The following is a 15,795-nucleotide window of genomic DNA, read 5'->3' on the forward strand; positions in this document are numbered from 1 at the left end:
ATAAAATCAAGCACTTAGTCGATAGTGCTACTATTCTTAAAAAACAAGCTAAATAATTGAATATTAAATATTTAAACTGTTTGCAAAATTCGGTTTTTAATGAAAAATATAAATTTCAGACCCTTTTTCATTTGTCAAAAATGTCTAAAAAAAGTGTTTTTTAACGCTTCATTTAACAAAAAAAATACACTTCAACGAGTTTTTAGGTTAGTTACGGAGAAAAAAAATCAAAATTAATTACACCTTATAACTTTGGTTTTGTTAAAATATCACAAGCATTTCAAAAAACAAAATCCTAAAATATGAAAACTAAAACTACTCTACAAGAAGTGGGAAATTTCATTAAATGTGGTACCTATTTTTTCCCGTTTCACAAAAATGTTCAACAAGATACCTTTTCCAAAATTAGTTTAAAATCATTTTTAATTTTAATTTTAGGATTAGCCATGTACTCTTCGGCAGTTGTTGCTCAGGAAATTCCTGTTAGATATGGAAATACTCTTCCTTATAGCAAGGCAACCTCAAAGACAGCAAAAACAGCAGCTTCTACAGAGGCCGTGAGTGCACTGGCAGCTGTTGCGGGCTCTATTGATGTCGCCAATCCCTCAACAGGTTATAATGCTTATAATGCGGATCAGCTTGTTCGTAATATATTAACCTCCGGCTGTTTGACCATCAGTAATGTTCGTTTCGGTTATTACAGAAATAACAACAACAACTGGACCTGGGTCGATCACACCTGGTCTGCTACTGCGGGAGATCGTCAATTGGGTTACTTCAGTAAGGGTACTTCAACCTTTCCAATCGACGAAGGACTTCTTTTATCTACAGGAAAAATTAGCTCTGCCATGGGTCCGAATACCTATACCAACAAATCGGATGCAATGGTAAGTGCAGCGAGTGATCAGGATTTAACTGCAATTTCGGGAGAAACGATGCATGATGCCTCTATATTAGAATTTAATTTTATTCCGGATGGTAATCTTGTAGAATTCAAATTCGTTTTTGCTTCAGAAGAATATCTGGAATACGTAAATACCGATTTTAATGATGCATTCGGTTTCTTTTTAAGTGGTTTTGGAATTACCGGAACTTATACCAATAACGCTATCAATCTTGCACAATTACCAAACGGTGATGCCGTAACCATAAATAACATACATTCTGCCGGAACAAATGTAAATAACGTTGCTTTTCCAGCAAAAAATGCTACCTATTATTCAAACAATCCCCCTGGTTCCACCACTATGGAGTACGATGGTTCAACAGTAGTTCTTACTGCTACTTATGCTGTTACAGCGGGAAAAACTTACAAAATAAAAATGGCCATTGCCGATGCCTCAGATCAACAATGGGATGCCGGTGTATTTTTAAAAGCAAAAAGTTTTGCTACAAACACTTTGGTTATCACTAATCCTGCGCCTGTATGCGTAAATGGAACTGCCGACCTTACTTTACCAGCCGTTACCGCAGGAAGTACTTCAGGGCTAACTTACACCTATTGGCAAGATGCCGCCGCCACTATTCCATACAATACCCCAACTGCAGCGCCGGTAGGAACTTATTACATTAAAGGTCAAAACACACAATCCGGTTGTTCCGATACAAAACCAGTTGTTGTAAGCCAAACTAACATTGTGATAACAGAAACTGCCGCTTCTCATGTTGACGTAAAATGTAAAGGAGGCGCAACAGGTTCTGCAACGGTAACTGCTTCGGGAGGAACTGCGCCTTATACCTACTCCTGGAATACAACTCCGGTACAAACCTCAGCAACGGCTTCTAACTTAGCTGCCGGAACTTACACTGTAACCGCTACTGATTCCAAAGGATGTACTGGTACCAAACAAATCATTATTACGGAGCCGACTGCTGTCTTAACCGCTACCACATCACAAACTAATGCGGCTTGTAATGCAGGAACAACAGGTTCTGCGACGGTAACTCCTGCCGGAGGAACTGCACCTTATACCTACTCCTGGAACACATCTCCGGTACAAACCTCAGCAACGGCTTCTAATTTAGCTGCCGGAACTTATACGGTAACCATTAAAGACGCCAATCTTTGCACGATTACTAAAACTTTCACGATCACGGAACCAACGGCTATAACGGCTACTACTTCGCAAACCAACGTACTTTGTAAATCAGACACAACTGGTTCTGCAACGGTAACGCCTACTGGAGGAACCGGAGCCTATACCTACTCTTGGTCACCATCTGGGGGGTCTGCCGCAACCGCTTCTAACTTAGCTGCCGGAACATACACCGTAACAATTAAAGATGCTAATCTTTGTACCATCACTAAAACTTTTACCATCACTGAACCTACAGCTGCTTTAACAGCAACTACTTCGCAAACTAATGTACTTTGTAAATCAGATGCAACGGGATCTGCGACAGTTACACCTGCAGGAGGAACCGGGGCCTATACGTATTCCTGGTCACCATCGGGAGGATCTGCGGCAACGGCTTCTAACTTAGCTGCCGGAACGTATACCGTGACGATTAAAGATGCTAATCTTTGTACGATTACTAAAACTTTTACTATCACAGAACCTACAGCTGCATTAACTGCAACTACTTCGCAAACTAACGTACTTTGTAAATCAGATACAACGGGATCTGCTACAGTAACAGTTTCGGGAGGAACAGGAGCTTATACTTATTCATGGGCACCATCAGGGGGATCAGCCGCTACGGCCTCAAACTTAGCAGCAGGGACTTATACTGTGACCATTAAAGACGCCAATCTTTGTACCATCACTAAAACTTTTACCATCACCGAGCCTGTAGCCGCTCTAACAGCTACTACTTCGCAAACCAACGTGCTTTGTAAATCAGATGCAACGGGGTCTGCAACGGTAACAGTTTCGGGAGGAACAGGAGCTTATACTTATTCATGGGCGCCATCTGGGGGATCAGCCGCTACGGCTTCAAACTTAGCTGCCGGAACGTATACTGTGACCATTAAAGATGCTAATCTGTGTACCATCACTAAAACTTTTATCATCACTGAACCTGCAGCTGCTTTAACAGCTACTACTTCGCAAACCAACGTACTTTGTAAATCAGATGCAACGGGGTCTGCAACAGTGACACCTACAGGAGGAACAGGAGCCTATACGTATTCCTGGGCACCATCTGGGGGATCTGCCGCAACCGCTTCTAACTTAGCTGCGGGAACTTATACCGTGACCATAAAAGATGCTAATCTGTGTACCATCACTAAAACGTTTACCATCACTGAACCTGCAGCTGCATTAACTGCTATCACTTCGCAAACCAATGCGTCTTGTAATTCAGGAGCAACAGGGTCTGCAACGGTAACAGTTTCGGGAGGAACCGGAACATACACTTATTCCTGGTCACCATCTGGAGGATCTGCAGCAACGGCTTCTAACTTAGCTGCCGGAACATACACCGTAACCATAAAAGATGCAAATCTGTGTACTATTACTAAAACTTTTACCATCACAGAGCCAAGCACAATAACTGCAACTACTTCACAAACTAACGTCCTTTGTAAATCAGATGCAACAGGATCTGCTACGGTAACCCCTACCGGAGGAACCGGAGCCTATACGTATTCCTGGTCACCATCTGGAGGATCAGCAGCAACGGCTTCAAACTTAACTGCCGGAACGTATACCGTGACCATAAAAGATGCTAATCTTTGTACCATCACTAAAACTTTTACCATCACAGAACCTGCAGCTGCATTAACTGCTACCACTTCGCAAACCAACGTACTTTGTAAATCAGATACAACGGGATCTGCAACTGTAACAGTTTCAGGAGGAACCGGAGCCTATACGTATTCCTGGGCACCATCTGGAGGGTCTGCCGCAACCGCTTCTAACTTAGCTGCCGGAACGTATACCGTGACCATTAAAGATGCTAATCTTTGTACCATCACTAAAACTTTTACCATCACTGAACCTGCAGCTGTATTAACTGCAACTACTTCGCAAACTAATGTACTTTGTAAATCAGATGCAACGGGATCTGCAACGGTAACCCCTACAGGAGGAACCGGAGCCTATACGTATTCCTGGGCACCATCTGGGGGGTCTGCCGCAACCGCTTCTAACTTAGCAGCCGGAACGTATACCGTGACGATTAAAGATGCGAATCTGTGTACAATTACTAAAACAGTAACCATTACCGAACCTGCAGCTGCTTTAACTGCCACTACTTCACAAACCAATGCGTCTTGTAATTCAGGAGCAACAGGATCTGCAACGGTAACAGTTTCGGGAGGAACAGGAGCCTACACTTATTCCTGGGCACCATCTGGAGGATCTGCCGCTACAGCTTCTAACTTAGCAGCCGGAACATACACCGTAACCATAAAAGATGCTAATCTTTGTACGATTACTAAAACTTTTACCATCACAGAGCCAAGCACTATAACTGCTACTACTACGCAAACCAACGTACTTTGTAAATCAGATGCAACGGGGTCTGCAACAGTTACACCTACAGGAGGAACGGGAGCCTATACGTATTCCTGGTCACCATCTGGAGGATCTGCAGCAACGGCTTCAAACTTAGCTGCCGGAACTTATACTGTGACCATTAAAGATGCTAATCTTTGTTCCATCACTAAAACCGTAACCATTACCGAACCAGCTGCAGCTCTAACTGCTACTACCTCACAAACCAATGTAGCTTGTAATGCAGGAACAACAGGTTCTGCAACGGTAACAGTTTCAGGAGGAACCGGAGCCTACACTTACTCTTGGGCACCATCTGGAGGATCTTCAGCAACAGCTTCTAATTTAGCTGCCGGAACGTATACGGTAACAATCAAAGATGCTAATCTTTGTGCGATTACTAAAACTTTTACCATCACAGAAACAACCGCTATAACTGCAACCACCTCACAAACCAACGTACTTTGTAAATCAAATACAACAGGTTCTGCAACAGTAACACCTACAGGAGGAACCGGAGCTTATACCTATTCCTGGTCACCATCAGGAGGATCTGCAGCAACAGCTTCTAATTTAGCAGCCGGAACTTACACTGTAACGATTAAAGACGCTAATCTTTGTACGATTACTAAAACTGTAACCATCACCGAACCTGCAGCTGCATTGACTGCTACAACTTCACAAACGAATGTGTCTTGTAATGCCGGAACAAATGGTTCTGCAACGGTAACTCCTGCCGGAGGAACCGGAGCCTATACTTACTCCTGGGCTCCATCTGGAGGGTCTGCAGCAACGGCTTCTAATTTAACCGCCGGAACATACACCGTGACCATAAAAGATGCAAATCTTTGTTCCATCACTAAAACTTTTACCATCACTGAACCAACAGTTCTAACCGCTACCACTTCACAAATGAATGTAGGTTGTGGAGGTGATAATACGGGATCAGCTACTGTAAATGTTTCCGGTGGAACTCCAGGATATACTTATCTATGGTCTCCATCTGGTGGAACAGCTGCTACAGCAAGTGCTCTTACTGCCGGAACTTATACTGTAACGGTTACAGATGCAAACTCTTGTACTATATCTAAATCAGTTACTATTATCGACGGCGATTCTATTAAACCAATAATTGACCCACTGCCACAAACTTCTACTATTAACTGTCCTGCGACACCAGTATTTGCTACTGCCACTGCAACAGATAATAATGGAGTAATTTCATCCTTAACTTACAAAGATGTTATTACACCTGGTGGATGTGCGGGTTCCTATACGCAAACCAGAACCTGGACTGCTGTTGATGCCTGTGGAAATATCTCTCTTCCTGTTAGTCAGGTGATCATTGTACAAGATATTTCTGCTCCTACCTGGTCTACTACAGCTGCCTCTTTAAACAAAACAATAGAATGTAGCGATACTGCAGCTTTAACTGCCGCACAGGCTTTATTCCCAACTGCTACAGACGCTTGTGATACGGATGTTTCAAACATCGTAAAAGTAAGCGGTGCTTTTGTGGCCTCTCAAGGTTGTGCTAATGCCGGAACGTATACCAATACCTGGACGGTGAAAGACGATTGTGGAAATACTTCTGATACTTTTACTCAGGTGATTACTATTCAGGATACTTCAAAACCAACATGGTCTACACAAACTGCCTCTTTAAACAAAACAATAGAATGTAGCGATACTGCAGCTTTAACTGCCGCACAAGCTTTATTCCCAACAGCTACAGATGCATGTGATACTAATGTTTCGAATATTGTAAAAGTAAGCGGTGCTTTTGTAGCCTCCCAAGGTTGCGCTAATGCCGGAACGTATACCAATACCTGGACCGTGAAAGACGATTGTGGAAATACTTCTGACACCTTCACTCAGGTGATTACTATTCAGGATACTTCTAAACCAACATGGTCTACACAAACTGCCTCTTTAAACAAAACAATAGAATGTAGCGATACTGCAGCTTTAACTGCCGCACAAGCTTTATTCCCAACAGCTACAGACGCATGTGATACTAATGTTTCGAATATTGTAAAAGTAAGCGGTGCTTTTGTAGCCTCTCAAGGTTGCGCTAATGCCGGAACGTATACCAATACCTGGACCGTGAAAGACGATTGTGGAAATACTTCTGATACTTTTACTCAGGTAATTACTATTCAGGATACTTCAAAACCAACATGGTCTACTGCAGCTGCTTCTTTAAATAAAACAATAGAATGTAGCGATACAGCAGCTTTAACTGCCGCACAAGCTTTATTCCCAACAGCTACAGACGCATGTGATACTAATGTTTCGAATATTGTAAAAGTAAGCGGTGCTTTTGTAGCCTCTCAAGGTTGCGCTAATGCCGGAACGTATACCAATACCTGGACCGTGAAAGACGATTGTGGAAATACTTCTGATACTTTCACTCAGGTGATTACTATTCAGGATACTTCAAAACCAACATGGTCTACTGCAGCTGCTTCTTTAAACAAAACAATAGAATGTAGCGATACTGCAGCTTTAACTGCCGCACAAGCTTTATTCCCCACAGCTACAGATGCTTGCGACACTAATGTTTCGAATATTGTAAAAGTAAGCGGTGCTTTTGTAGCCTCTCAAGGTTGCGCTAATGCCGGAACGTATACCAATACCTGGACCGTGAAAGACGATTGTGGAAATACCTCAGATACTTTCACTCAGGTGATTACCATTCAGGATACTACAAAACCAACCTTTACCGGAACACTACCTGCCGATATTACAGTTTCTTGTGATGCAGTACCTCAACCGGCAAATATGGAAGCTTCCGATAATTGTAGTGGTAACTTACCAATTGTTTTCAGCGAAACGAAAAGTAATACTGAAAATCAATGTAGTACAAATTACACTTTAACCCGTAAATGGACCACCAGTGATTGTAGTGGAAATACAATTTCTTACACTCAAATCATAACCGTTAGAGATACCACTCCACCTACAGGAACAGCACCGGTAAATGTGGCAAATCTGCAAACTATTGCTGATATCCCTGTTGGAAATCCGAGCGACATAACCAATGCTGTGGATAATTGCAGCAGTACGGTAAACATTACTGTAAGTGACGCCAATAATGGAGGAAGCGGTTGTGATGGAAGTCCTTACATCCTAACGAGAACTTATACTTTAACAGATTGTGCCGGTAATAAAACACTACTGACTCAAACCTTTACTGTAGAAAACAAAGTTTCTGTATCCGGAGTTGCTACAAATGTGAACTGTTCGAACGGAAGAACTGGTTCAATCCAGGTAACTAGTAGCCCTGGTTCGACCGTTATCATTAAAAATGAAAAAAATGAAACTGTTGGAAATACCAATTTACCGGCCGGTACATACACTCTTACAGCAACATCTTCTGTAAACAAAGGAAATCAAGCCTGTACTGCAACTGCAACCGTTACAATCACAGCTACTCCTAATGAAACAATGACTGTTAGCAGTACAGCCTGTAACGATGATTCGACCATTATTAACTTATTATCATTGTTACCTGAAAATACTCCTACTAACGGAATCTGGGTAGATAACAGTAATACCAACAGCATACAAGGAAACAATTTTAATCCTTTAGGTCTGGCAATAGGTAATTATACATTCGAATACAAAATACCTGATGCCAGCTGTCCAAGAAGTATTGTACTGAATATGGCAATAAATGATGATTGTAAAGTACTTGCCTGTGGAAGTATAGTAGTTCACAATGCTTTCTCTCCAAATGGTGACGGAATCAACGATGTCTTCACTATAGACAGTATTGGCGATACCACTTGTTATCCTGAGAATGATGTAGAAATCTATAACCGTTGGGGGGTATTAGTATTTGAAACACACAATTACAACAATCAAACCAATGCCTTCGACGGAATTTCAAGAGGCCGAACCACAGTGAAACAATCTGACGGACTACCAACGGGAACTTATTTCTACATTATTAACTACAAATCACTGGACGGAAATAATGTATTACAGAATAATAAAAAAGACGGATATCTTTATTTATCAAAATAAAAAAAGACCATATCTCATTGCATAGCAAGCACATAAAGCAACAATTTACAATTAATTAATAAAAAAATCCTTATTTTTGAATATACAAATGCATAGACTTTTTTACAATTTAAATTGAAAAAAAGTAGTACTAATGAAAATAATAAATACCACTATGAGAACAAAATTATTTTTCTTCGTCATTATGTTTGTAACAATTGCGAGCTATGCACAGCAAGATGCACAATTTACGCAATACATGTACAATACCATAAACATTAATCCGGCTTATGCAGGATCGCGAGGAGCTTTAAGTGTTTTTGGATTATACCGCACCCAATGGGTTGGACTCGACGGGGCTCCGGAAACCAGCGCTTTCTCAATCAATAGCCCTATAAATAATAGTAATTTAGGAATCGGAGCCTCTTTAGTAAATGATAAAATTGGCCCAACTAACGAAAACAACTTTTCTGTTGACCTTTCCTATACTATTCAGACCTCAGCCGATTTTAAACTTTCGTTTGGTATCAAAGGAGCAGCCAACCTGTTCAATTTGGATGTCAGCAAATTAAATCCGGAGAGTCAGGGAGATCCACAGTTTCAGGATTTAAACAATAAGTTTTCACCGAATGTGGGAGCCGGAGTCTATTGGCATTCTGATAAAGCATACATTGGTTTATCAGTACCTAATTTTATCGAAACCAATCGGTACTCTGATAATGATTACGCCATTTACAAAGATAAAATCAATTATTATTTAATAGCCGGATATGTGTTTGATCTTGATCGACTTCAATACATCAAATTCAAACCCGCTTTACTGACCAAAATGGTCGAAGGAGCACCGCTTCAGGTAGATGTTTCTGCCAACTTTATGTTCATGGATAAACTTGTGGTTGGAGTTGCCTACCGATGGAGCGCTTCACTTAGTGCTATGGTAGGATTCCAGATTACTGACGGCCTCTATCTTGGTTATGGTTACGATCGCGAAACCACACGTTTAAACAACTATAATTCAGGATCACATGAGATATTCCTGCGTTACGAATTCTTCAAAAACAATGGTAAAATGACAACGCCACGTTTCTTCTAAAAATAACGATTATGAAAAATTATATACTCCTTTGCTTAACAATTATCTGTTCTTTTTCAGCCGGCAGTTATGCGCAACAATCGAAAATTAATACTGCCGATAAGAACTACGATAATTATGCGTATATCGACGCTATTAAAACCTATGAACGTGTAGCTGATAAAGGATACAAATCGGAAGATTTGTTTAAGAAGCTCGGAAACTCATACTACTTCAACTCTAACTTTGAAGCTGCTGCAAAATGGTACGGTGAATTGTTTGCGATGAACACCGTTGTCGAGCCAGAGTATTACTATCGATATGCACAATGTCTGAAATCAACCGGACAAACCGATAAGGCTGGTAAAATTATGGCTGATTTTTTGTCTAAATCTAAAAACGACGACAGAGCAAAATTATATGCCGAGGATGTTAACTATCTGGACAAAATCAAAGCCAATTCCGGCCGATACAAAATTGAAGATGCCGGAATCAACTCTAAATACTCCGATTACAGTTCCTATGTTTACAACGGTAAAATATACTTTGCCTCTGCCCGGGATACCGGAAACTTTTCACAACGCAAACACAAATGGACCGGAGAATATTTTACGAATTTGTATTTTGCCGATATTGACCCTCCTGCCAACAGCACAGTGAAAGTCAATAAATTCAAAACCTCTCTTAATACAAAGTTTCATGAGTCTTCTCCCGCTTTTACGAAAGACGGACAAACGGTTTACTTTACCAGAAACAATTATATAAACGGTAAAAAAGGAAAAGATGACAACAAAATTACTTTAATCAAAATATACAGAGCCACTCTTGAAAACGGAAAATGGACCAACATAACCGAACTTCCTTTTGACAGTGATAATTACAGTACGGCACATCCTGCACTTAGTCCAGATGAGAAAACACTGTATTTCGCCTCAGATATGCCCGGAACAGTAGGACAATCTGATATTTACAAAGTAAGCATCAATGGCAATGGCAGTTATGGCACACCTATGAACTTAGGTAAAGTCATAAATACACAAGGAAAAGAAACATTTCCGTTTGTTACCAGCGATAATGAAATTTATTTTGCTTCTGACGGACATCCCGGACTAGGCGGTCTGGACGTTTTTGTAGGCCAAATTGAAGATAACGGAACCATAAGCAATATTCAGAATCTTGGAGCGGATGTTAACTCGCCTAAAGATGATTTTGCCTACATTATTGATCCCGCATCCAGAAGAGGCTATTTTAGCTCTAATAAAGATGGCGGACAAGGTTCTGATGATATCTACAAATTTCTCGAAACAAGAAAACTGCAATGCATACAAGAGCTAAACGGAATCATTACAGACTCTGAAACCTTAGCTGTCTTACCAAACACAAAATTAACCTTGTATGACAATCTGGGCAATATAAAAAACACGACTATTTCAGATGCAACCGGTTTTTACAGTTTCCCTGTTGAATGTGGAAAAACATATAATGTAAGAGCCGAAAAAGAAGAATATACAACCAAAGAAATCAATATTACCATTGGAAAACTAACCGGAAAAACCAGTCTTCCTATTGCTTTGGATAAATCTGCCTGTAAAGTCACTATTGGCGATGATTTAGGAAAATGTTTTGGTATCAAAATGATTTACTTTGATCTGGATAAATCAAATATCCGTACAGAAGCTGCTCTGGATTTAGAAAAAATACTTGATGTCTTAAACAGCCATCCAACAATGAAACTTGATATTCGTTCCCACACAGACAGTCGTGCTACACATCAATACAACGAAGCCTTATCTGACAGAAGAGCAAAATCGACTATTGCATGGCTCGTTAAAAACGGAATCGCTAAAAACAGGCTCACCGGAAAAGGATATGGAGAAACCCAACTGGTAAATGGCTGTTCTGATGGTGTACCGTGTACAGAAGAACAACATCAAATGAACAGAAGAAGCGAATTTATTATCACAGCCTTGTAAAAAACCAAATTCAAATAATTCTAAAAAAACGTAATATTTTAAACTCTAAAATTCCAAATTCCAAAAACAGATTAAACACTGATTGGAATTTGGATTTTTTTTTAAACTTGTAAATAACTCCTTTAAAATTCCGTTTTCGTGAAACGAACCTGTATGATTCGTCTTCTTTATTTATTTGGGATTAGGCTTTACACAAACCCTAGTTTTCGTCACTCATAGCGTTTAATCTTATGCTTTGTTTAGACTCTTTGAGAACAACTAACCCACGTTTACATCAGTACACCTTAAGGACTAATTTCATACATAGCCAAAAAAAAATCGTTGCAATTCTCTGAATTACAACGATCAATAAAAACTAAACCAGTTCAATATTTTCTCTACATCTTCACAAAGATGTTAGTATAGTATTTCTTTCCGCTTTTAGGGTCAATCGAAACTGACAAACCAAAATGAGTATAGTCTCCTTCAATATTTGCCTTGTGTCCGGGGCTATCGAGCCAGGCTCTTAAAGCAGCCTCAGAAGTTTTATAATTGTAAGCAACATTTTCGCCTACTTTTTTAGCACCTAAAACACTCATGATATTATTGGAACGCGAAGTAAAATCATTATGATCAACCACATTGTTTGCGATCATGTATTTGTTGTGTTCTTCGCACTTAAAGGAAACGTGATTGATTCCTTTCAAAGTATTCAAACCAATACTTACCCGATAATCATTGATAAGTTTCATCGATTCGATTTCCGAATCATTGTAATTGTAGTTAGCAACGACAGCCTCGGCTGTAGCAGGGCTTTCGCTACCCTCTGCGCTGTCCGCTGAACAGGAGCTCATTGCAACAAGTAGGGCAACTATTGCAACGAACCTCATGTTACGCATCATCTTTTTCATAATGACATAGTAGTTTAATTTTTAAAGTAGATGTTGGGGCAAATCCTTTAAATATTTATTAAAATAAATTGACTTGTTTCTTTCTCAAACTTATTCAATTTATCGTTAAACTACAAATAATATCGATAAAATACGCAATAATTTTACAATCAAATGTAATAATCCTACAAGCTAAGAGGATAATCTTTCAATCTTCCATGAAAAGTCAGATTGGCTTTGGTAACGAATTCTGTCATGCAATCTATTGGGTCTCCCCTGCCAAAATTCTACCTCTAAAGGAGTTACTAAAAAACCACCCCAATTTTCAGGTCTTGGAATGTGTTTTCCTTCGAACTCTTTTTCCAGTTTTTTCAAATTTTCTTCCAAAAAAGTTCGGGACGAAATCACTTCGCTTTGCTTCGAAACCATCGCACCCAATTTACTTCCATCAGGACGAGAATCAAAATAACCATCTGATATGTTCTCTGATGTTTTTACAGCGATTCCTTTTATGATTACCTGGCGTTCCATCTCCTGCCAGAAAAAAGACAAACACACATGCGGATTTGCGGCTATCGCCTTCCCTTTTTCCGAATCATAATTGGTATAAAAAATAAAACCTTCCTCTGAAAATTTCTTTAATAAAACCACTCTGGATTTCGGGAAACCATCCAATCCAATTGTCGAAACTGTCATGGCATTAACTTCTCCGTTTCCGCCAAAATCTTCTACCTCATGAAACCATCGGTTGAACAAATTGATTGGGTCTTCGGGAATATTGGTTTCCAATAATTCACTCTTTTCGTAAGATTTTCTATAATTGCTTAAATCGTTCATGATTTTATATTTTAGATTGCAGATCGCTGATTCTAGACTGTAGATTTTTTTGATTACATATTCCTAGATTATCAACAATTTACGGCTTTAATCATTTATAACTCATCCGTACAACTCACATTTCACATTTTAAAACTCAAAACTCCTCCCGTCATCTCCCAAAAATGTGTTTGGAAAAATAGTTTCGGCTTCTTCTTTAAAACGTTCGATACCATCATAACGTGTTGAATAATGCCCCAGAATTAACTTCTTTGCATTTGCTTTAAGCGCAATTGTTGCCGCTTCTTTTGCGGTTGAATGTAACGTTTTCAGTGCCAAAGCGGCTTCTGATTCCAAAAAGGTAGATTCGTGGTATAAAACATCAACATCCTTAATTATAGGAAGTACATCTTCATGATACACGGTATCGGAACAAAACGCATAACTCATTGACGGAATAGGATCAAAGGATAATTCTTTGTTCTTTATTACGGTTCCATCGTCAAGTGTAACGTCACCACCACCTTTTATTTTTTGAAAATAGGCTGTATGAATATTGTACTGCTGAACCGCTTCTACATTCAATTTTCGATCACCGGGTTTTTCCTGAAACAAAAATCCGTTTGTATACACGCGATGCTTCAACGGAATCGTTTTTACAATCACCTTATTGTCTTCAAAAATAACTTCGCTTTCTTTAGACTCTAATTCATGGAAAAACAATTTATAGGTCGTCCAGGATTCCGTCAATTTTAATTGAAGCAGAATAAGTTCTTTAATCCCTTTCGGTCCGTAAATATGTAAATCGGTTGTTCTTCCTAAAAGAGAAAAAGTAGAAATAGTTCCAATTAATCCATAAAGGTGATCTCCGTGAAGGTGCGAGATAAAGATGTGATTTATTTTTGAGAATTTAATCTTATTCTTTCTAAGCTGTACCTGTGTTCCCTCACCGCAATCAATTAAAAATAAACGATTTCTTATTTCTAAAACCTGTGAAGTAGGGTTCGTAATTGTTCTGGGAGTTGCGGCATAACAGCCAAGTATAGTTAATTTCAATTTTACTGTTTATTCGTTTATTTGATAAATCGTTTAATCGGCTAAAACTAATTTAAATCGATTAAACCGTTAACCGAATAAACAATTAAACTTATTTTAAAATCCAAGGTCTCTTTCGATTTCCTCCATTTCGATAATATCATGCGCTTCCAAAAGTGACGGAACAACGACTAATTTATCTGAAATGGCATTAAAGTCAAGATCTGAAACTACTATTACAAATGATTTTTTGGCTTTCTTCTGCTGCTTGGCAAGGGGTAAAAAAAGTTTTACCTCTTTTTCCGACACATCACTATCTGCTGATAAATCGATTATAATATTTTGTTTTTCAAAGGTTTTAAACTGTTGCGTTACCCTTTCCAAAAAAGCATTAAAATCTCCCTGGGTATCTTTAATTGTAACGGTATGTCCTTTTTGATCTACTTTCATTTTTTTACTATATACACTTCTGATTTGAAAAGCTAAGGTACGAAGTTTTTTTAGTTTTCAGTTCTTATTCCCAGTTCTCAGTCTCAGTTCTCAGTTTTCAGTCTCCGAGAAATTTTACAGTCAAGACTGAGACTGAAGACTATCTCAATTACTGTTGAATCTTGGACGCGAGCAAATAAATCACCGCCATTCTGATCGCTACTCCGTTTTCGACCTGATTCAAAATAACAGAATGATCAGAGTCAGCCACTTCGGAAGTAATCTCTACTCCTCTGTTAATTGGTCCCGGGTGCATGATTACGATTTCTTTCCCAAGAGAATCCAGTAACGGTTTATCTACTCCGTATTGCTGTGCATACTCACGTGTCGATGGAAAAAAGTTCACATCCATACGTTCGTTTTGAACACGAAGCATATTAGCAACATCACACCACTCTAAAGCTTTACGCAAATTGGGTTCAACTGTGACACCAAGTGATTCAATATATCTCGGAATCAGTGTTTTTGGCCCGCAGACTTTTACCTCAGCTCCCTGCATCTTTAAAGCATATATGTTAGACAAAGCTACTCTCGAATGCAGAATATCTCCTACAATAACCACTTTTTTTCCGGCCACATCGCCTAATTTTTCTCTAATCGAATAACTGTCTAATAAAGCCTGAGTTGGGTGTTCGTGTGCTCCGTCTCCGGCATTCACGATACTGGCTTTGACATTTTTGGATAAAAAATAAGCCGCTCCGGGATTGGAGTGGCGCATTACAACCATATCAACTTTCATTGAAAGGATATTATTTACAGTATCAATCAGGGTCTCCCCTTTTTTAACCGAAGACTGGGCTGCCGAAAAACTAATCACATCAGCCGATAATCTTTTTTGTGCCAATTCGAAGGAAAGTTTAGTTCTTGTACTGTTCTCGAAGAAAATATTGGCAATGGTAATATCTCGTAATGAAGGAACTTTTTTAATAGGTCTGTTAATGACTTCTTTAAAATGATCGGCCGTTTCAAAAATCAGGTTAATATCATTTTCATTGATATATTTAATTCCCAATAAATGATCTACGCTTAATTCTTTCATTTTTATTTCTTTAATATTTATTTGTCAAATTCATGAATTCCTGACATGCTCA

General features: G+C 39.2%; 8 protein-coding genes. 3 read left to right on the forward strand and 5 right to left on the reverse strand.

Annotation, left to right across the window (positions count from 1 at the left end):
* Positions 1 to 302: 302 nt before the first annotated feature.
* The 3 genes from M4I44_RS19610 (at position 303) to M4I44_RS19620 (ending at position 11,495) form a co-directional block, all read left to right on the forward strand.
* Positions 303 to 8,471 (forward strand): choice-of-anchor L domain-containing protein, encoded by an 8,169-nt coding sequence (locus M4I44_RS19610; RefSeq protein ID WP_249965837.1) that lies wholly within the window; start codon positions 303 to 305, stop codon positions 8,469 to 8,471.
* Positions 8,472 to 8,625: 154 nt separating this feature from the next.
* Positions 8,626 to 9,543: a type IX secretion system membrane protein PorP/SprF gene (locus M4I44_RS19615; RefSeq protein ID WP_249967430.1), complete on the forward strand. Its 918-nt coding sequence runs from the start codon at positions 8,626 to 8,628 to the stop codon at positions 9,541 to 9,543.
* 11 nt (positions 9,544 to 9,554) lie between these two features.
* Complete coding sequence (locus M4I44_RS19620; RefSeq protein ID WP_249965838.1) at positions 9,555 to 11,495, forward strand: OmpA family protein; 1,941 nt, start codon at positions 9,555 to 9,557, stop codon at positions 11,493 to 11,495.
* A 377-nt stretch (positions 11,496 to 11,872) separates the two neighbouring features.
* On the opposite strand, the gene M4I44_RS19625 is transcribed toward M4I44_RS19620, so the two are convergent.
* The 5 genes from M4I44_RS19625 to M4I44_RS19645 form a co-directional block, all read right to left on the reverse strand.
* Positions 11,873 to 12,385: a CAP domain-containing protein gene (locus M4I44_RS19625; RefSeq protein ID WP_017497612.1), complete on the reverse strand. Its 513-nt coding sequence runs from the start codon at positions 12,383 to 12,385 to the stop codon at positions 11,873 to 11,875.
* A 171-nt stretch (positions 12,386 to 12,556) separates the two neighbouring features.
* Positions 12,557 to 13,201, reverse strand: coding sequence for a pyridoxamine 5'-phosphate oxidase (gene pdxH / locus M4I44_RS19630; RefSeq protein WP_249965839.1), 645 nt, complete (start codon positions 13,199 to 13,201; stop codon positions 12,557 to 12,559).
* A 129-nt stretch (positions 13,202 to 13,330) separates the two neighbouring features.
* Positions 13,331 to 14,236, reverse strand: a complete 906-nt coding sequence (locus M4I44_RS19635) for a ribonuclease Z (RefSeq protein WP_249965840.1) — start codon at positions 14,234 to 14,236, stop codon at positions 13,331 to 13,333.
* A gap of 96 nt (positions 14,237 to 14,332) precedes the next feature.
* Positions 14,333 to 14,665 (reverse strand): hypothetical protein, encoded by a 333-nt coding sequence (locus M4I44_RS19640; RefSeq protein ID WP_017497615.1) that lies wholly within the window; start codon positions 14,663 to 14,665, stop codon positions 14,333 to 14,335.
* 148 nt (positions 14,666 to 14,813) lie between these two features.
* Positions 14,814 to 15,743: an aspartate carbamoyltransferase catalytic subunit gene (locus M4I44_RS19645; RefSeq protein WP_017497616.1), complete on the reverse strand. Its 930-nt coding sequence runs from the start codon at positions 15,741 to 15,743 to the stop codon at positions 14,814 to 14,816.
* Between the last annotated feature and the right edge of the window lie 52 nt (positions 15,744 to 15,795).

Source organism: Flavobacterium sp. B183, from assembly GCF_023539155.1.
GTDB lineage: Bacteria > Bacteroidota > Bacteroidia > Flavobacteriales > Flavobacteriaceae > Flavobacterium > Flavobacterium tructae.